Origin of the sequence: Streptomyces sp. NPDC012474, from assembly GCF_042955185.1 — a bacterium.
In the GTDB taxonomy this organism is placed as follows: Bacteria; Actinomycetota; Actinomycetes; order Streptomycetales; family Streptomycetaceae; genus Streptomyces; species Streptomyces cahuitamycinicus.
Genome location: NZ_JBIBEP010000031.1, coordinates 1 through 16,475, shown reverse-complemented (window position 1 = coordinate 16,475; position 16,475 = coordinate 1). Strand labels below are relative to the sequence as shown.

Annotated in this window: 16 protein-coding genes and 3 pseudogenes; 4 read left to right on the top strand and 15 right to left on the bottom strand. The window is 66.0% G+C overall.

Going from position 1 to position 16,475, the window contains the following annotated elements:
* The first annotated feature begins 127 nt into the window (after positions 1 to 127).
* The 3 genes and pseudogenes from ACFY9S_RS38660 to ACFY9S_RS38650 all read left to right on the top strand — a co-directional run.
* Entirely contained in the window at positions 128 to 328 is a 201-nt protein-coding gene (locus tag ACFY9S_RS38660) for a hypothetical protein (protein WP_391138530.1), read from the top strand.
* Between the two features lie 20 nt (positions 329 to 348).
* Positions 349 to 720, top strand: coding sequence for a DUF1330 domain-containing protein (locus ACFY9S_RS38655; RefSeq protein ID WP_391138528.1), 372 nt, complete (start codon positions 349 to 351; stop codon positions 718 to 720).
* Positions 721 to 1,074: 354 nt separating this feature from the next.
* Positions 1,075 to 1,416: pseudogene (locus ACFY9S_RS38650) on the top strand (hypothetical protein); the annotation flags it as partial.
* A gap of 114 nt (positions 1,417 to 1,530) precedes the next feature.
* On the opposite strand, the gene ACFY9S_RS38645 reads toward ACFY9S_RS38650, so the two are convergent.
* From ACFY9S_RS38645 to ACFY9S_RS38605, 9 genes are all read right to left on the bottom strand, one after another.
* Positions 1,531 to 2,421 carry an NAD-dependent epimerase/dehydratase family protein gene (locus ACFY9S_RS38645; protein ID WP_391138526.1) on the bottom strand — a complete coding sequence of 297 codons (891 nt, stop codon included), beginning with the start codon at positions 2,419 to 2,421 and terminating at the stop codon, positions 1,531 to 1,533.
* 80 nt (positions 2,422 to 2,501) lie between these two features.
* Entirely contained in the window at positions 2,502 to 3,344 is an 843-nt protein-coding gene (locus tag ACFY9S_RS38640) for a TIGR03620 family F420-dependent LLM class oxidoreductase (RefSeq protein ID WP_391138524.1), read from the bottom strand.
* 122 nt (positions 3,345 to 3,466) lie between these two features.
* On the bottom strand, positions 3,467 to 4,564 hold the full coding sequence (locus ACFY9S_RS38635) for an NmrA family NAD(P)-binding protein (RefSeq protein ID WP_391138522.1): 1,098 nt from the start codon (positions 4,562 to 4,564) through the stop codon (positions 3,467 to 3,469).
* A 225-nt stretch (positions 4,565 to 4,789) separates the two neighbouring features.
* Positions 4,790 to 5,752 (bottom strand): 2Fe-2S iron-sulfur cluster-binding protein, encoded by a 963-nt coding sequence (locus ACFY9S_RS38630; protein WP_391138520.1) that lies wholly within the window; start codon positions 5,750 to 5,752, stop codon positions 4,790 to 4,792.
* Between the two features lie 55 nt (positions 5,753 to 5,807).
* Entirely contained in the window at positions 5,808 to 7,151 is a 1,344-nt protein-coding gene (locus ACFY9S_RS38625; protein ID WP_391138518.1) for an SCP2 sterol-binding domain-containing protein, read from the bottom strand.
* Between the two features lie 824 nt (positions 7,152 to 7,975).
* Positions 7,976 to 8,440 carry a winged helix-turn-helix transcriptional regulator gene (locus ACFY9S_RS38620; RefSeq protein WP_391138516.1) on the bottom strand — a complete coding sequence of 155 codons (465 nt, stop codon included), beginning with the start codon at positions 8,438 to 8,440 and terminating at the stop codon, positions 7,976 to 7,978.
* Between the two features lie 323 nt (positions 8,441 to 8,763).
* Positions 8,764 to 9,657, bottom strand: coding sequence for an alpha/beta fold hydrolase (locus tag ACFY9S_RS38615; RefSeq protein ID WP_391138514.1), 894 nt, complete (start codon positions 9,655 to 9,657; stop codon positions 8,764 to 8,766).
* Between the two features lie 168 nt (positions 9,658 to 9,825).
* The gene (locus ACFY9S_RS38610; protein ID WP_391138513.1) at positions 9,826 to 10,299 is read right to left on the bottom strand and encodes a hypothetical protein; all 474 of its coding nucleotides are present in this window, start codon (positions 10,297 to 10,299) and stop codon (positions 9,826 to 9,828) included.
* Between the two features lie 423 nt (positions 10,300 to 10,722).
* On the bottom strand, positions 10,723 to 11,346 hold the full coding sequence (locus tag ACFY9S_RS38605) for a TetR family transcriptional regulator C-terminal domain-containing protein (protein WP_391138511.1): 624 nt from the start codon (positions 11,344 to 11,346) through the stop codon (positions 10,723 to 10,725).
* 200 nt (positions 11,347 to 11,546) lie between these two features.
* Here ACFY9S_RS38605 and ACFY9S_RS38600 point away from each other — a divergent pair.
* Positions 11,547 to 12,050: pseudogene (locus ACFY9S_RS38600) on the top strand (SDR family NAD(P)-dependent oxidoreductase); the annotation flags it as partial.
* On the opposite strand, the pseudogene ACFY9S_RS38595 reads toward ACFY9S_RS38600, so the two are convergent.
* From ACFY9S_RS38595 to ACFY9S_RS38570, 6 genes and pseudogenes are all read right to left on the bottom strand, one after another.
* Positions 12,037 to 12,378: pseudogene (locus ACFY9S_RS38595) on the bottom strand (trehalase-like domain-containing protein); the annotation flags it as partial. The pseudogenes ACFY9S_RS38600 and ACFY9S_RS38595 overlap by 14 nt on opposite strands.
* A 90-nt stretch (positions 12,379 to 12,468) precedes the next feature.
* Positions 12,469 to 12,612 (bottom strand): hypothetical protein, encoded by a 144-nt coding sequence (locus ACFY9S_RS38590; protein ID WP_391138509.1) that lies wholly within the window; start codon positions 12,610 to 12,612, stop codon positions 12,469 to 12,471.
* Complete coding sequence (locus tag ACFY9S_RS38585) at positions 12,609 to 13,031, bottom strand: DUF6415 family natural product biosynthesis protein (protein ID WP_391138507.1); 423 nt, start codon at positions 13,029 to 13,031, stop codon at positions 12,609 to 12,611. The genes ACFY9S_RS38590 and ACFY9S_RS38585 overlap by 4 nt, the downstream gene beginning before the upstream one ends.
* Positions 13,032 to 13,199: 168 nt before the next feature.
* On the bottom strand, positions 13,200 to 13,745 hold the full coding sequence (locus tag ACFY9S_RS38580; RefSeq protein WP_391138505.1) for an ATP-binding protein: 546 nt from the start codon (positions 13,743 to 13,745) through the stop codon (positions 13,200 to 13,202).
* Between the two features lie 373 nt (positions 13,746 to 14,118).
* Positions 14,119 to 15,306 (bottom strand): helix-turn-helix domain-containing protein, encoded by a 1,188-nt coding sequence (locus ACFY9S_RS38575; RefSeq protein WP_391138503.1) that lies wholly within the window; start codon positions 15,304 to 15,306, stop codon positions 14,119 to 14,121.
* Between the two features lie 97 nt (positions 15,307 to 15,403).
* Positions 15,404 to 16,054, bottom strand: coding sequence for an HAD-IA family hydrolase (locus tag ACFY9S_RS38570; RefSeq protein ID WP_391138502.1), 651 nt, complete (start codon positions 16,052 to 16,054; stop codon positions 15,404 to 15,406).
* Positions 16,055 to 16,475: the final 421 nt, after the last annotated feature.

Here is a 16,475-nt window from a genome sequence, read left to right as displayed (position 1 = left end):
CGGGATGCGCTGAACGGCACCCCTCCGCTCAGACTTGCGAGAGAAAACCGATCGGTTTACGATGAGGAACCGATCGGTTTACGATGAGGAGGCGGGCAAGTCCCGAACCCCATCACCAGGAGTACGGATGGCTTCTTCGCGCGACACCGAAGGGCAGCACACTCGGATTCTGGCGACCTCGGTCTTCACCCGAGCGCTGGAAGTGCGTTCTTCACAGTCAGTCTCTGGCGTGGCCCAAATCGCGACCGACGTCAACATCATCAACAATGCCGGCGCCCTGCTGCCGGTGCCCCGCGCCCGCCTGGAGCAGCAAACACCAGTTTCCTGAGACCGAAGTGGGTATTGGCAATGAGTGCAAATTCGCAGAAGAAGAAGTTTTACGCCCTGAATATGTTTGACGTGGTCGACGTGGAGAAGTACCTTGCGTATTTCAGCCGTCTGCCCGAAGTGGCCCCGCAATATGGTGGTCGAATGGTGGCGTTCGGCCGTTTCCGGGACAGCGTAACCGGTGACCTCGCGCCACGGCAGGTTCTGTTTCTCGTTGAATGGGAGTCCGAAGAGGCGTTCAACAGCTTCCGGGACGATCCGGACTTGGCGGACTTGCATCCGCTGCGGGAGAACGGGACGGCCTCCTATATCTGGCAGACGTTCGATGGTTCCGACATGAGTGACCCCGCCGACGTTTCCCTCGACGATGTACTGGCGGTGCTCAAGCCTTAACCTCGATCTTTCTTGACGGCCCACCGACTCCGTCGGTGGGCCGTCAAGAAAGATCGAGGCTAGCCCCCGCGTATACCGCACTTACAGCCTTCACCCATGGCGGACACGCTCGCGTTAACGATCAGCTCGCGGCGTCAGCCCTGACGGGCTGACGCCGCGACACGGCGTTCCCACCGACATTGATCGACGCGGCCATTCGTCAACATGCCGACTCCGGGGCGGCCACAAACGGATGAACTCACCCTTCCTACTTTGAAACACACCACCCGATGATCAGCACGCGCCCGTCCGCAGAACGGCGAATGTCCTGAGACTCCACCCGCCATGAGACAGCCCAGTTGTTCGTAACCTCCGGACTCCACCATCGTGCGTGCGCACCAGCACGCGGCCGGTGCTCGCACCGACCCGCCGCCGGCTCCCGCGTCAAAGGGGACGAAGCGGCAGAACACCCGGCCGAGACGCCGTGGCAGAGCCTGCTCGCCCGGCTGGTGGAGGCAGTGCAGATAGTGAGGGCCTGGGCCGCTCGCGCGGCGGGTTCACCAGCAAGCTCCACCTGAGCGCGGACGGATGCTGCCGACCGCTGTCCCTGCTCGTCACCAGCGGGCAGCGAGCGGACTGCACTCAGTTCGAGGCCGTCCTGGCGAAGATCCGTGTCCCCGTGCCGGGCCGGGCAGGCCCCCCACCAAGCCCGACAAGTCGTCTGTCTGTTTCACTCACCGGCGAGGTCAGGCCGTCGTGAAGCAGTCGCCTGCCTTGATGAAGTGGTGCAGCCGCCGGATCTCCCCATCTCGTGGCTGACCTCCGGCGTGTTCAGGGTTGGTCGTAGTGGCCCGCGGCGATGTCGTCCAGCAGGGTGGGGCCGGCGGGCCCCCAGCCGAGCAGGTCGCGGGTCCTGGTGCTGGTGGCCGGAAAGTCGCCGGCCAGGTACCGGCCGACGAACGGGATCTCGTCGGCGATCTGTTCCGCCGGGGCCGACTTCGCCGGCACGCCGAGGCGGTCGGCGAGTGCTCCGGCGATCTGCCGGACGGGCACGCCCTCTTCGGCGACGGCGTGCAGGATCGTGCCGGCGGGGGCGTTCTCGAGCCCGAGCCGGACGAGGCGTGCGGCGTCGGAACGGTGCACGGCGGGCCACCGGTTGTTGCCTTCGCCCGTGTAGACGGAGGTTCCGCGCCGCCGGGCGGCTTGGGCGACGATGGAGATGAAGCCGGCGTCCCCCTCGCCGTGGACGGTCGGGGCGAAGCGGGCGGCGATCACCCGTACGCCCTTCTCGGCATAGCTGAGGGCGAGGTTCTCGGAGCCGCCGCGCACTGGGTCGGACCCAGTGGGGATGCGGTCGTGCTCGGTCACGGTCCGGTCCAGGCCGAACGCCACGCCCGAGGCGAGCACGAAGGGCCGGTCCGAGCCAACGAGGGTGTCGCTGATCGTCTGGACCGCGGCCCGCTCGGTGCGGCTGGACTCCTCGAGGTGGGCCCAGTTGTGCGTGTTCGCCAGATGGACCACGCCGTCGGCCGCTGCCGCGGCCCGGCGGATTCCGTCGAGGTCGTGGAGATCACCGAGGTGGACAGCCGCACCGAGGTCCTTGACGAGGGAGGCCGATGCCTCCGAGCGGGCCAGGCCGGTCACCTCGTGGCCGGCGGCGACGAGGTCGGCGACGACGGCGCGGCCGATGAATCCGGAGCCTCCGGTGACGAAGACGTGCATAGGATGCTCATTCTCCTCGGTGATGTCATTTACGGGAAGTCATCAGGTCCCGTCGAGCCCCAGATGATTGGGTCGGCCTTTCACCGCAGGCCGAGTGGCCCGGCCAGTTCGGCGAGTGCGGGCACGAGCTTGTCGGGTGACGTCAGCACCTGCAGCGGAACGTGATCCGCGCCGGCATCGAGGTGCTGCTTCACCCTCGCTGCGATGGCATCGGCGGTGCCGTGGGCGACGACGGCGTCCACGAGGCGGTCGCTGCCGGGCTTGGCAAGATCTTCGTCGGTGAACCCCATCCGTTTCCAGTTGTTGAGGGCGTTCTTCAGGTTGAGGTACAGGTCGAGCGTCTCGCGACCGACGGCGCGCGCCTCGTCGGTGTCGCTGATCGGCACCACCTTGTGCTCCGGTGCGAGGATCGCTTCGGGCCCGATCAACTCGCGTGCCTGGGCGGTGTGTTCCGGTGTCGTCGAATACGGATGCGCGCCCACGCTGCGGCGTGCGGACAGCTTGAGCATCTGCGGCCCGATCGAGGCGACGACACGGCGACTCTTCGGCACGCCGTACTCGTCCAGCTTGTCGAGGTAGTCGTTGAGCGCGTCGATCGGCTTGCGGTACAGCTGATTGGCTTCGGGGTGGCCGGCGCCGATACCCAGCAGGAAGCGGCCGGGGTAGGCCCTTTCGATGCGGTGAAAGGACTCCGCGACCGGCCCGGGGGCCGCCGTCCAGATGTTCACGATGCCGCTGGCCACCTTCAGCGTGGTGGTCTTCTCGAGGATCGGTTCGGCCCACTCCAACTCGGCAGGCGGCGAACCGCCGACCCATACGGCGCCATACCCCAGCGCCTCGATGTCCTTCGCCTGATCGGGAGTCACCGCGTATCCGAACGATCCGAACCGGCCGAGGTCGGGTTTCCGGGCAGCGTTGGTCATGGTTGGTCAACCCTTCGAGCTCTGGAGGTCAGTTCATCTCACCGACTGAGAACGCATCAGCCCCGCCCCCGCACCGGCTCGTTCCGCGTCGGAGATAGCGTCCGGCCGTGCGATGGGGCCGTCTACAACTTGCCAGTCCTGAAGTCCGCGCTGCTCTTGAGGACCGCGGAGTCCATGCTCCAGTTCTCCGGCTGGACCCTCTCCCAGAGACTTCCCTTGCCGAGTTCCCGGCCCAACTGATCCTCCCGGCGGAACCACTCCTCAGCGCTTCTGATCCTGTTGGGGTGGATTTCGTCGAGCAGAGCGTAGTCCCGGGTGATGATCCCGTACTTCCACACATTCCAGAAGCCGGTGAAATTATCACGGAAGCTCATGGTGCTCTTGTCGTTGGGATCGGCGTTGTATCCGGCAGGGTGATCGGCAATCCCCTTCAGGTCCGGGCTGTTCCAATATGTTTCCAGATCGGTGTCGATGTACTGTGCCGGGTGCCCGGTGACCTTCTCGAATGCTGCGGCCATGTCGGCGTAGGTCATGTGCTCGATGGCGACTTCGAGGTCCATGCCGTTGGCCCGTTCCGGATGGTCGAAGAGCCAGCGGACATAGAATCCGCAGTCTTCGAGGGCCACATGCGGAACGGCTCCCTCGCCGAGCGGGACTCGCCAGGTGACGACGCCGTCCTCGATGGCGGGCTGCATGGGCGTGAGCGGCGAGATCACCATCTCGATGTAGGGACCTGACGTGAAGACCGCCGCTCCCATCCGGTCCCTGTTCTTTTCGTTCTGGAACAGTACCCATTCGGCCATGCGACCCTTGCCGTCATAGTGGCCGGTGCGGAACCTGGAGTCGTAGCCTGACTTCTTGAGGGCGTAGTCGAGGTTTCCGTATACGAAGAACTTGATCCCTTCTTCGATCGCTATCTCGTAAGTGCGGATGGCCCAGTAGGTCTCCGTTTTCTCGCCGGTGTTGAACCCGTCGATGTTGATGAACGCCCCATCGCAGCCGCGAAATCCTTCGCGCAGTACGTCCTCGTCGGCGAATGACCCTTCGAGGAGGGAGACGTTGCCGAGCGCGAGGAGAGCCTGGGCCCGGGGGGAGGCGGCATCCCGCGTGAGGACTTTGACGGAGTACTTCTTGTCGGCGACAAGAGCGCGGACAATAGGTATCCCTTGGGCCCCTGTGCCGCCGATGACGAAGATGGTGGAGGTGGCATGAGTAGTCATGTTCTCGACTCCAAAGCAGAAACCGATCGGTTTCTTACACGGTACACCGATCGGTTTCCAGGAAGCAAGTGTCCAGGCGTCCGGATCTTCACTGTGGCGGAGGGGCCTGCGGGCTCGTGGCGTCGCGACGGCGAGTCTGTTCGTGCGATCCGATCTGAAGCGAACCGTCAGCGCCCAACTACCCGCGGGACGGGCTGCGGCCCGGTCATCGGCTCCCGAAGTGGATCAGGTGTCGAGGACCAAGCGGTCGCCCCTGGCTCGGGAGACGCAGATCATCATGGTGTCGCCCGCGGCGCGCTCCTGGTCGTTCAGGACCGAGTCGCGGTGGTCGATCTCTCCGGACAACACCTTCGTCTCGCAAGTCCCGCAGATTCCCTCTTCGCAAGAGGTCATCACCGGCACACCGGCAGCTTCGACGGCCTCGAGAATGGACATGTCCTCAGAGACCAACAACTTCTTCCCGGACTGGGCCAGCTCGACCTCGAAGCTGCTCCGCGGCCCGGCGGTGAGGTCCTGCTTCGGGGCGAAGCGCTCCAGGTGCAGAGATCCGCTCGGCCACTTCTCGCAGCCGGCCTCGACCGCCGCGAGCAGCGGTTCCGGACCGCAGCTGTAGACGGCTGTCTTCCGTTGCGGCTTGCCGAGTAGCGAAGGCAGGTCCAGCAGCCCGTACTCATCCTGCGGCCGCAGGCTCACCCGATCTCCGTAGGCCCGCTGCAGAGTCTCGCCGAACGCCATCGACGCTCGGGTGCGGCCCCCGTAGACGAGGCGCCAGTCGGCGCGGGTCGCGTTGACGGCTGCCACCATGGGCAGGATGGGGGTGATCCCGATTCCGCCTGCGATGAACAGGTAGTTTTTGGCCTTCACGAGCGGAAATTGGTTGCGTGGCCCGCGGATGCGCACCGACTCACCTTCCGTGAGCATGTCGTGCACGTGGCTCGACCCGCCGCGGCTTTCCGGTTCACGCAGCACCGCGACCTGAAAGCGGGACGGATCTCCCGGGTCCCCGCACAGCGAATACTGCCGGATCAGGTCGGCTCGCAGTATCAGATCGATGTGGGCTCCCGGCTGCCATTCCGGCAGGGGACGGCCTTCCGGGTGGCGCAGCGTCAGCAGCACGACACCTTCGGCCATCGTTTCCTTGCGTTCCAACACGAGGTCGAGCTCGACTTCGGTGCCGAGAGTGCTCATGACCGGCCTTTCATTTCTCACAGTGACGATTGGGTGATGGGTCTTTTCTGACCGATCAGGAAGGGAAGCAACGGCCGAAGTCGCGCAGCAGTCGAGGGGAGCCCTGCAGCTTGATCTGCCGACGCACCAGTGCCCACGCCAGCATTGACGGCTTGGCGAGGAAACGCAGCCAGGTGCGCGTGTCGGCGGTGATCCTGAGATCCGGCTCACCGTGATGTCCGTCGGCGACATCGAGTTCACGGTCGCGGATGGTCACGGTGATCTGCCGGGACTCGTCGCCGGTGAAGGTGAAATGGTAGGTGGCGGACATGTCCTTGGCCTGTTCGCGCTGAAAGATCAGCGGCAGGCCTTCCACCAGACCGTCGATGCTGTTCGCTCGCAAGCTCATCGCCACATGCTTTGTGCGCTTGTTCGGGAACCGGTCGGTCACGTGCTGCTCGGCGTCGGAACCGGGGACGACGTAGACGGTCTCTTCCTTGTCCATCAGCGGGCGCACGACCTGGGTCAGGTGCGCCTTGCGATTGTCCAGCCAGGGGCCGATGACGTCCTCGCCGGCCGGGCAGACCGACATGCAGTAGGCCGCTTTGTAGTTGGCGCCGAAGGACAGGCTCTGCCACATCGAGGCGCTTTCGCTGTCGCTCACTCGCGATCGGTAGTCGTGGGCGTTTCGGCTTTCGGCGACCTGTTCGGCCCAGTCGCCGAAGCCACCCATGAACTCGCGGTAGTTGTGCGTGTAGCAGGCGGAGAAGTTGAAGTGACCGTCGGAGGCGATCGCCCCGGTCGGGCAGGCTGTTACGCACAGCTTGCATTCCAGGCACGGGTTGTACTCGATGGGCCGGGTGTATTCGCTGACCTCGGCGTCGATGAGGATGGTGCCCAGCAGGATGAAGTTGCCGAATTTCGGGTGGATGACGTTGCGGTGGATTCCCATCTTGCCGAGCCCGGCCGCCACGGCGACCGGCTTGTGCGAGACGACCCACGCCTTCCTGGGGAACTTGTCCATCTCCATCGGAAAACCCATCGCGGGGTTGATGGCGCGCACGTCCATCGCTTCCAGCTCGCCCACCACGTGCCGGCCGATCTCGTTGGTGTGGTCGCCGGTGTGATGGAACTCCAGGTTGGCGACCGAGCGCGCGGGAGTGCGGATGTTCTCCCGGTTCATTCGGGACACGAAGCTGATCAGCGTCCGGACGCCCGGCAGCGCGGCGTTCAGGTCCTCTCGCTGGTCGGCGATGTCCGGCCGGTCGATTTCGACGAAGCCGACGTCGTCCGCACCTGCGTCGAGACACAGCTGGCGCAGCCACGACGCATCCAACGGCTCGGCGGGCCGGTCGGCGGTGCGGTCGCGCCGACGGGCTTGGACGACGGTGGGATGGTCTTCGAGCCTGTTCCTGGCCATCGAGCGTCACCTCACGGGGCGGGATGCGTACGAGTTTCATGAAGCAACTCGAACCCTAGCCGCGCGAGTTGCGTGAAGCAACTTGCGATCGAGCTGTGATCGTTGTGTGGGTCTTCTGCTGGATGTGAGTGCAACTGACTGGCACGGAAGGGGAGTACGGCGGGCTGTATTCGCCGAACCGCAGGAACGGCCCGCACTCCGAGCAGCGAGGGCAGCGGTAACAGGGTGTGCTCTGACAGTTCACGCCGGGCCGGGGTGGCAGATGCCGCAGGAGCTCGTCATCTGGTCGGCCGTCCACCACCGCTTCCGCTGCGGAGGACGGAAGAGAGGCCGGCTATCGCGGCGTCGAGAAAGTGGTCGGGCGGGATGTCGAAGCGGATCTCCGGCGAGAGGGTGACGATGCATACGGCGTCGGCGTGAACTCCGATTGCGGGCCGATCCTCGCGCGTGCTCCAGCGGCGAACTGACCGGCAAGGTCCGCCTCGCCGCCGCCGGGAAGTGCCGCCCGCCGGGATGGCGTTCTTCCTGACTGGAGAGACAGGTCACCGGCAGTGAGCAGTCCAACCCTGCCTGAGCAACGAGCGGGTCAGCCGGCCCGTCGGCCCCCTTGCTCCGGTCCGGACGACGGCCGAACCGGTGATGACGCGTACCCAACGGGGAGACAGCGCGGGTGATCCGCCCGTCAGTCGCGATGCAGATCTCTCCAAGAAAAGAAGCATCGTTGAGCGTCTGATGGAACAGGCCTCACGCGGGCTACCCGCTGATCGCGACTCGGTACGCGCCCCAGTTGGTGGCGGCGAGTCCGTTGAGGAACATTTCGGATGTCAGGCTGGCGAGTCGGTGAGCGCTGAGCCGGGAAGCAGGTGAACGGCGTCCGGGCCCACCACTTGTCCGCAGTGGGTGCACACAAGCTGTTCCCGAACGTTGCCTCCACATCCCGCATGGCTCGTGATCCGCGGAGGGCCGGCCGGATCCTCGGCGTGCTCATCGCCCCAGTGCATCAGACCAAGCAACGCGGTGAGCAAGTCCTTGGCCTTGCTCGTCGGCCGGTACTCATAGCGGGCGGGCCGCTCCTGGTAACAGACCCGATCCAGCAGCCCGTCGTCGACCAGCTTGGAAAGGCGGTTGGTGAGTACATTGCGGGCGATCCCGAGACTGTCTTGAAATTCCTCGAACCGGCGCAGGCCAAGCTGCGCGTCGCGAATGATCAGCAAGGTCCAGCGCTCGCCCACAACCTCCAGAGTCCTGGCGATAGAGCACACTTGACTGTCGTATGTTCGGCCCAGCATGCTGCGAATTTAACACGTTGCGTCAAGCAACTGACAGCTTCGAAGGTGAGGCCGTTCGCCCTCGGGGCGGGCGGCGAGCGCAGCGGCTCGGTCTGGGACGTTCGTGATCCGCGGAAGGTCCGGCCCGCGTCGAATCACCAGTGCCGGTTTCCCCGCATCCGGTGCGTCACGCAGCTGAGCCGGAACATCGCCCACTCGATCGGCATCACCGCCGAGTACTGGTCCGTCGCCCACCACGACGCCGTTGCGCGACATCATGGAGTCGAACTTCATCCCGCTCCACCCCCGAACGGGACGAGGGTGGAGTGGCACCGTGAGGGCGGTCACGCCACCCCGTTCAACAGGTCGGCCACCACCTCCGGCCTCTCCAGTGCGATGAAGTGGTCCGCTCCCGGCGCCTGTGTGAAGTCGGCGGCGGGCAGCAGCTTCTTGTTGGCCTCGCGGTCCGAGGGCTGGGACCAGTCGTTCTCCTCGTTGACGAGGTGGACGGGGGCCTTGACCTCGGGGTAGCGCGAGCGGGCCGCGATGAGGCTGGGCATGTTCCGGTACAGGGCGCGGGCGACAGTGGGGAAGCCTGGACGCCTGCCTGACTGGAGGAGCTCGTCCAGGTAGTCCTCCCGGAAAGCGGTCTTGTCACCCACGCCGCCCTGCAGGATTCTGCGCAGGACGGGCTTGGGCTCCTGCTGGGCGATCACCGGACCCAGCCCCGGAGCGATGATCCCGCCGACCACCACGCGAGCGAGGAGGCTGGAGCGGGCGATCCCGTCACGGTAGTCGTACGGGTTGACCGCGACGACGCGCCGAACCCGCTCCGGAAGGTCGGCCGCGGTGGTCAGGGCGAGCACCCCGCCCAACGACTCCCCGACCAATGTCACGTCGTGGAGGTCGAGTTCGGTCAGGAGTCGCTTGACGCCCGCGCGCAGCGCCGGCTCGTCGTACGACGAGCCGGGCACGATCTCGGAGTAGCCCATCCCCGGCAGGTCGAGGGCGTACACGGTGTACCGGTCCGCGATCATCGGCATGAGGAAGCGGAAGTGCTCGGCCTGCGTGCGCAGAGTGTGCAGCAGGACCAGGGGTGCACCGGTGCCCGCCTTGAGGTAGCGCAGCGTCCCCTCGTGACTGTGACGTCCTGCACGTGGGGCGATGGTATGGCTGGTGGTCCCCGGGATGTGGATCGTGGGACGTGACTCCACGGTGGTTCCTTTGGTTGTGGGCATGACTTTGTCGTGCGCTGTGCGGGGTCGCCTGTGCTCAGGTCGACACGGTCCGCATCGGTCCTGCAAGCCCGGACCAAGCCTCTCCGGTGAGCTCAGGACGGTTGTGGACTGAACAGTCAGAAACCTGCCGCAGTTCTGTACTGGGTTGTCAAGTACGGCGGGTCGGCTTTACCTTTCTCCGTGGTCGCGACGGCGGTGGCCGAGTGTGTGCGAGCGGCGCAGCAGGGGAACGCACAGCACTCCGTCGTCGTCGGCCACGATCGCGTCACCGCGTTGGACGGTGGTGCCGGCGACCACGGCGGGCGCGTTCACCGGGCCGGGGCCGGCCTTCACCGTGCCCTGCGCCGAGACCCCTGGCGAACAGGCAGGGGAGCCCATTGCCGTGAGCTCGGACCAATGTGGTCCTGCGCGTTCGTGCAGCCCATCGCCTTGGTCTCGACGCCGGACATGGGTGTGATGTCCAGCAGCAGGTCGGGGGTGAACCTCGCAGACCTGTGGCTGGCGCGGCTCGAACTGGAACCCCTGGGCGGCGACGAGCGGCCGGGGGCGCGGTGGTGGCCGTGGGCCTGGGCGATCCTGCGCGTCAGCGGGGTGGTCGCCTGTGCCTGGTTGTGGTCCCGGCTGTACGGGGACGTTCGCCACGTGGGTGAGCAGGACGTCAGGCTGACGCTCGCTCAGGATGGCGATGATCGGACCGGTCGCCGACTCGTCGAGGTTCAGTGGGAGTCCGTACTGCTGCCCGCATCCGTGGGGACGGCACCCGGCTCTACGAGGGCACCGAGGCGGAGCACTGACACGAATTCCTGCAAACGCGGTCCCAGTTGGCGCAGCGGCGGCCGAAGTACCACCGTCCGCTGCGGCGAGGCGTTCGGCGACTGACCGTGCAGTTCAAGCCCGGCGACACCGCGCATGCGGTGGAGCAACTCGACTGGATGCGGGCGCAGTTCTTCGCCAACCGCCCAGGCGACCGCCCGGCGGCGCGTGAACCTACGGGCCGTGCCTCCGCGGCGTCGAAGTGGGCCGACCGCATCAGATGCCTGTGCAACGAGGCCGGCCGCGTCCTTGTCAGTGGTGGCGCGGGCGGGGCAGCAAGGCGAACGCGCTCTCAGCAATCGAGGTCAGGCGGGCGGGACTGTGGCCGTACGCGCCTACGACATCGATCCCGCGGATGATGGTCAGCAGAAGGTACGCAAGGTCGTCGGGATCCGCGTCCGGGTCGATGTCGCCGTTGCGCTGCGCCGCTCGCAAACACTCGGCCACCGCCGTCCGGACCACGGAGAAGCATTCGTTGGCCAGGCGTTTCACCTCGGGGTCGGAGGCGCCGATCTCCAGGGCCATCTTGGCGGCGAAGCAGGCCGCGGCCGCCCGGTCGGGGGCGGGGGGTACGTCGGCGGCGAGTGGCACCCCGTGGACGGCGCGGAGCAAGTATCCGTGCAGTCGTTCCAGGGCGCCCTCGTCCGGTCCGGCGAGCATCTTCCGCGGACCCTGCGCCAGCCGGGCGAAGTAGCCGGTCATCGCCTGCAGCAGCACGCCGTGCTTGCCGTCGAACGCGGCGTAGAGGCTGCCGCGGCCCAGGCCGGTGGCGGCGCTGATGTCGTCGACGCTCGTGCCGTTGTAGCCCGAGGCGCGGAACTGCCGCTCGGCGGCGTGGAGGACGTGGTCGGGGTCGAAGCTTCGTGGTCTCGCCATACATCGAAGGTAAAGCCGACCCATCCTTCTTGACAACCCGGTACAGAACCGCCTAGATTTCCGACTGTTCAGTCCACAACCCTCCTGAGCTCACCGGACCGGCTTGGTCCGGGCCTGCAGGACCAGTGCGGACCTGTCGGCCAGCACAGGCGACCCCGCGCAGCGCACGACGAAGTCATGCCACAACCGAAGGAACCGACATGCAGTCAGCTCACCGAGTGGCCCTCGTGACGGGCGCCTCCTCCGGGATCGGGCGGGCGGCGGCGCTCGCCCTCGTGGGCGCCGGCTTCGCGGTGGTCGGCACGAGCCGCAACGCGGCGAAGGCCGAGCCGCTCGCCGGGGTGACGTTCCTCGATCTCGACGTGGCCAGCGACGAGTCGGTCCGCTCCCTGGTCGGGGAGGTGATCGATCGGTTCGGCCGGATCGACGTCCTGGTCAACAACGCAGGCGTGGGCGCGGTCGGCGCCGGCGAGGAAAGCTCGATCCACCAGGCCAAGGAGGTCTTCGACATCAACGTCTTCGGCCTGATTCGGATGACAAACGCAGTGCTGCCCCACATGCGCGCCCAGCGCAGTGGCCGCGTGGTCAACGTCTCCTCGGTCCTCGGTCTGATCCCAGCCCCCTTCATGGCCGTCTACGCCGCCACCAAGCATGCGGTCGAGGGCTACTCCGAGTCCGTCGACCACGAGCTTCGCGAGCACGGATCACTTGGGGTGCCCCGTCGCGTGGCGGCATGAAATCCAGGACGCGGACCGAGCCGGTCGGGGTGCGCCACACCGATTCGAGGACGAGTGAGTCACCGCAGTACCGGCGTTTGGCTTCCGCTTCGGAGCCGGACCGGCCAGGAGGCGGCGAGGCCGGAGCGATCTGCCAGGTGCCGTGTTTCTGCGTGCCGAGCAGGCTGGCGAAAATGGCCGGCGAGTCGAAGCGGGGCAGGCACAGCCAGTCGATCGAACCGTCGTCGCAGACGTGGGCACTGGTCTGCATGTCACCGATCAGGCCGTACTGCTCGATACGCGGAAGACGTTTCATCGTTTTGTGAATCTCCATTGACCCCGCAGGCCGGGGGGATCAGGGGCCGCTACGGCGGCCGGGAACACTGAGAAGGAGGGGCACCTGTGGTCACCGGGGTGAGGTCGGGTCGTTCAGGGTCGGCGGGGAGTCCTCGTCGGCCGCGACAGGACTGGTTGCGCGCTCGCCGCGGAGGACCAGCCAGGCCATCGGCCCGAGAATCAGCCCGATGACGACGACCCCGATTACTGTCACGTCCGTGGCACCGAAGCGGCCCAGACAAAACAGGCAAGGGCGACTGCGAAAACCGCCCCGCGCAGCATGTTGATCCGGGGCTTCCACGAACTCCGCCTGCGCTCCGGGCGCAGCGACCCGGGATCACCGCGCTCCACATGCGTGACGAGTTCCTGCGTCGCTTCGGCGAGCTCGACCAGGTACACCCGGCTGGGCATGTAGCCCTCGGGGACGCTGTCCGAGCAGAGCCGCTGCGCGCGCAGCAGGACGGGGGTGCCCGAAGCGGTTCGTGCGCCCAACTGGGCAACGTGACCGCGCAGACGGCGAACGAGGTCTTCCACATCAGCAGCGCTCTCGGGCAGCGGCGAATCCTCGCCCAGCACGAGCGTCACCGTCTCCGATGCGGCCACCACGTGATCATGCTGCGGCGCCTGCTTCACGGTGACGGACCCTGGCTCTCCGCCCCGTCCGCGCTCTGGATGATTCCCTCCGCGACGAACCAGCGAAAGGCACACGACACGCGGTCAGACACGGGAGTCCTCAAGAGTCGCGACGCAGCAAGAGAAGGAAGGGGGGAGGCGGGGCGCATGGCTTCTGTCTGCCACATGTCACGGGGCAGATGCCCGCATCCGTACCTGGACGGTCTTTCCACGTTCGACGTCCGGCGTCCCCCAGGTGATCTCGCCCCCGAGGGCCTGGATTAGGCTGAGCCCCGACTTCGTCTGTATGGCCATGGTTGCAGCGAATCCCTCGAATTTCGGGTTCGGATCCGACACGCCGATCACCAGGTTGTCGTCTTCATCAATGAGCAGAGCGAGTTCGACATGGTCCTGTGCGTGAGCAGTGCCGCCGTGTTTCACGGCGTTGGCCATTAGCGTGTCAATGACGATCAATGCCTCGTCTTGGTCTCCGGCCCAGCGCCAAGTCGTCAGCCACGTGCGGGCGTGAATCCGAGCGAGTCTCACGGCCGTGGGCCGTAGCGGCCATCGGCGCGTGAAGCGTTGCGGGCGTCGAGGGTACGCCTTGGCCGCGACAGTCTGCGCTACCGCTTCGAGCTCTTGGGCGGGAATGTGTTCGCCGTCAAACCTCGAGGGCTGAGCGGTGCGTGAGCTCTCCGAGGAGAAGGCCAGAGCGGCGCTTACCATCTGCGTCATGGAAACTCCCTGTTCGCTCTGTGGTCCAGTCCCGGTGCAGTCGCGAACGCTCGCCGGTGTTCTGGATCTCGTGGTTGCAGCTTTCACGCGGCAGCCACACTGCTCCGGCAACCGCACGTGACGATCTGCCACACGCGACCGCCGTCACGGACCACCACGCTTCCAGCCGCGCGCAGCGTCTTGTTGACAGCACCGCAGTCGAAGCAGGCCTCACCGTGAAGTCGGGCGACGCTCACGCGTCCGACAAGGACAGGCGGGGTCGTAGGAACGTTCGACATCCCGCCTCCCATCTGCTGGTTCCTGCGCGTGGAACAGATGGTGGCGGGCAGCGCGTGCCACAAGTACCCCTACATGGGGTAGTCGCCAAGTTCGCTCAGGTCGCAGCGCACCACTCGGCGAAGTTCGTGAGGGTTTCAGAGTCAGCACGCTTCAGACGACGCAGAGTGGCAGCGTCTTCACGGACCCAGGGGTGTTCGCGGGTGTGCTGGGGCGCGATGTGACGGGCGACCTTGAGTGATTCGAAAGAATCATCAGTGAGCCCGGACCACAGCTGCGCACGGGCGAGTTCGATGTAAAATCCGGAGCGTCGTTCGGCAGGAAGGTCGCGAGGCGGTTTCCACTCATCGGCGACGTCGAGTGCGCGGGCAACGTGTTCGTCCCCGAGGCTCACGGCCACCGATACCTCGTGAATGCGTACGGAGTCGGGTCCGAAGGCCGTGCCGTAGTACACCTGCTCGTGTACTCGGTCGGCCAAAACCCGGGCCTCGTCCAGGTGGATTAGCGCCGCTTCCATGTTGCGTGCGCGGCCGGCGATGACAGCGGCTCGCATGTGGAGCGCCCCCCGTGCTGCGGCTTGGTCTTCGCTGTCCGGGGGAGGGGCCGAGTCCAGGGCCTGCTCCAATGCACGGAGCCCGGTCGCATAACGGTGGGAGGCGAAGAACGTCTCGGTGCGTACGTAGGCAACCGATGCCGTCAGCAGGGGATCGTCGGCTTCAGGAACAGCCCACCGCATGAGTTCGACAAGGCGGGCGGACAGATCGTGGGCCCCGAACTTGAAGGCGACGGCGTCCGCGGAGCGGTAAGCCATGATCAGAAGCTCGGCCATCGCAGACCGTTGCTCCCGCGGCGCCAGATGGAAGGCCCGCGAAAGTTCCATGAGCAACTCGGGAACCTCGCGGGCGATACGTGTGTACTGAGCTGCCAGTCGACAGCGAGCAATCTCGTTGACAGCTGAGTGCAACTCCCGGGTGGGACGAACTGGACCGTCGTCGGGAAGGTCGTATGCCGCAATAGCGGCCGAGAGCGCCGGAAGCGCATCGTGGACCCGTGTGTGGGCCGAGCTACGGTCGCTGCGTAGACGAACAGGGTCGATGCCGAGGGCATCCGCGATGGAGTCGAGCGTGGCGTCGCTGACGCCACGCTCCCCACGCTCGATCTTCCGGATGGTGCCTAACGCGACGCAGGATGCATCCGCCAGCTGCTGCTGTGTCATCTTCGGACGCATGACGCTGCGGTAGTAAGCGATTCGTGCGCCGACTCCGCCCTGGCTACGCATGGGCATACCGACTCCAGTTCCCCGTATCCCTTGCGAACCGTACCCGAGCAGATGCACTGGGTGCACATGCCCGGTTACTGCCTCTATGGCACGCCCAGACGTTTCAGCCTCTGCTGTCGTGGACGACAGCGGCGAGCTGAGTGAGGCTGTCGATCCGCCAGTCCGACGCCTCTGCGACGTCCGGAGAATCGGCCCACAGACAGCCCCAAGGGCCTCGTCGGATGTGTGCCGTGCGGAGCCCCGCCTTCTTCGCCGGGAAGATGTCGTTCGCCGGGTGGTCACCGACATACAGGGTGACGTCCGGAGCGACCTGAGCCGCCGACAGCACTTGGTCGAAGAACTCGAGTTGCGGCTTGGCCACACCCAACTCTCCTGAGGTGAGGATGAGGTCCGCTGGTAGTCGCAGTGAGCGCAACAGCTCGCCCGCGCGAGTCGTCTGGTTGCCCGCGATGATCACGCGTGTACCCAGCTCTCGGAGTGAGGACAGCGCAGGACGGACATCCTCGTAAAGATCTGTCTCGTCCAAGTGTTCACCGCGACCGGCGGCTTCTCGGGCGTGGTACTCAGCGCCCACATCAATGCCTGGCCGTGCGAGGCGGATGGCATCGGCGTTGTCGCGGCCCTGGGCGACGACTGCTCCGACGAGCGCAGACAAGGTGTGTCGGGGAATGTCCAGCCAGTCTGCCCAGGACGCCCAGTAGCGATCGTCGCGAGTGATCGTCTCGCCGACGTCGAACACAATGTTCTCAATCACCCCTGGAGCGTACGATGATGCCCGGCTCGAAGCGTAGGTGCCGCTGGCATCCCCTGATCGCGCGCCGGACGAACGGCAGATAAGGGTGGACGATGGGATCCCACCGAGACAGGGCGTCCTGCCGCAGACGGTCGGATACACGCCCGTCGTCGCGGACGGTGAAGACCCGCGATGGGCGGCCGGCGCCGAAGTAGGGCAGTGCTGGGCTTGGAGAGAGTACGACGGCCGCATCCCGCCATCAAGTCTCAGCTGCTAGTGAATTCTCTGCTGTTCCAGCCACCTGAAGATCTCACTCCTCTTGTACAGCACCTTGGCGTTCCTTCCTCTGGGCTTGATCCGCTTTGGCGGACATCCGAGATCAGGGGTTCTGCCCCGGGAGGATGTCCATCATGGAGAGCATGGGGAAGAAGAAGCCTCGCCC

Coding starts and splice junctions, on each gene's coding strand:
- ACFY9S_RS38660 (WP_391138530.1), top strand. CDS start 128: ATGGCTTCTTCGCGCGACACCGAAGGGCAGCACACTCGGATTCTGGCG.
- ACFY9S_RS38655 (WP_391138528.1), top strand. CDS start 349: ATGAGTGCAAATTCGCAGAAGAAGAAGTTTTACGCCCTGAATATGTTT.
- ACFY9S_RS38645 (WP_391138526.1), bottom strand. CDS start 2,421: ATGCACGTCTTCGTCACCGGAGGCTCCGGATTCATCGGCCGCGCCGTC.
- ACFY9S_RS38640 (WP_391138524.1), bottom strand. CDS start 3,344: ATGACCAACGCTGCCCGGAAACCCGACCTCGGCCGGTTCGGATCGTTC.
- ACFY9S_RS38635 (WP_391138522.1), bottom strand. CDS start 4,564: ATGACTACTCATGCCACCTCCACCATCTTCGTCATCGGCGGCACAGGG.
- ACFY9S_RS38630 (WP_391138520.1), bottom strand. CDS start 5,752: ATGAGCACTCTCGGCACCGAAGTCGAGCTCGACCTCGTGTTGGAACGC.
- ACFY9S_RS38625 (WP_391138518.1), bottom strand. CDS start 7,151: ATGGCCAGGAACAGGCTCGAAGACCATCCCACCGTCGTCCAAGCCCGT.
- ACFY9S_RS38620 (WP_391138516.1), bottom strand. CDS start 8,440: ATGCTGGGCCGAACATACGACAGTCAAGTGTGCTCTATCGCCAGGACT.
- ACFY9S_RS38615 (WP_391138514.1), bottom strand. CDS start 9,657: ATGCCCACAACCAAAGGAACCACCGTGGAGTCACGTCCCACGATCCAC.
- ACFY9S_RS38605 (WP_391138511.1), bottom strand. CDS start 11,346: ATGGCGAGACCACGAAGCTTCGACCCCGACCACGTCCTCCACGCCGCC.
- ACFY9S_RS38580 (WP_391138505.1), bottom strand. CDS start 13,745: ATGACGCAGATGGTAAGCGCCGCTCTGGCCTTCTCCTCGGAGAGCTCA.
- ACFY9S_RS38575 (WP_391138503.1), bottom strand. CDS start 15,306: ATGCCCATGCGTAGCCAGGGCGGAGTCGGCGCACGAATCGCTTACTAC.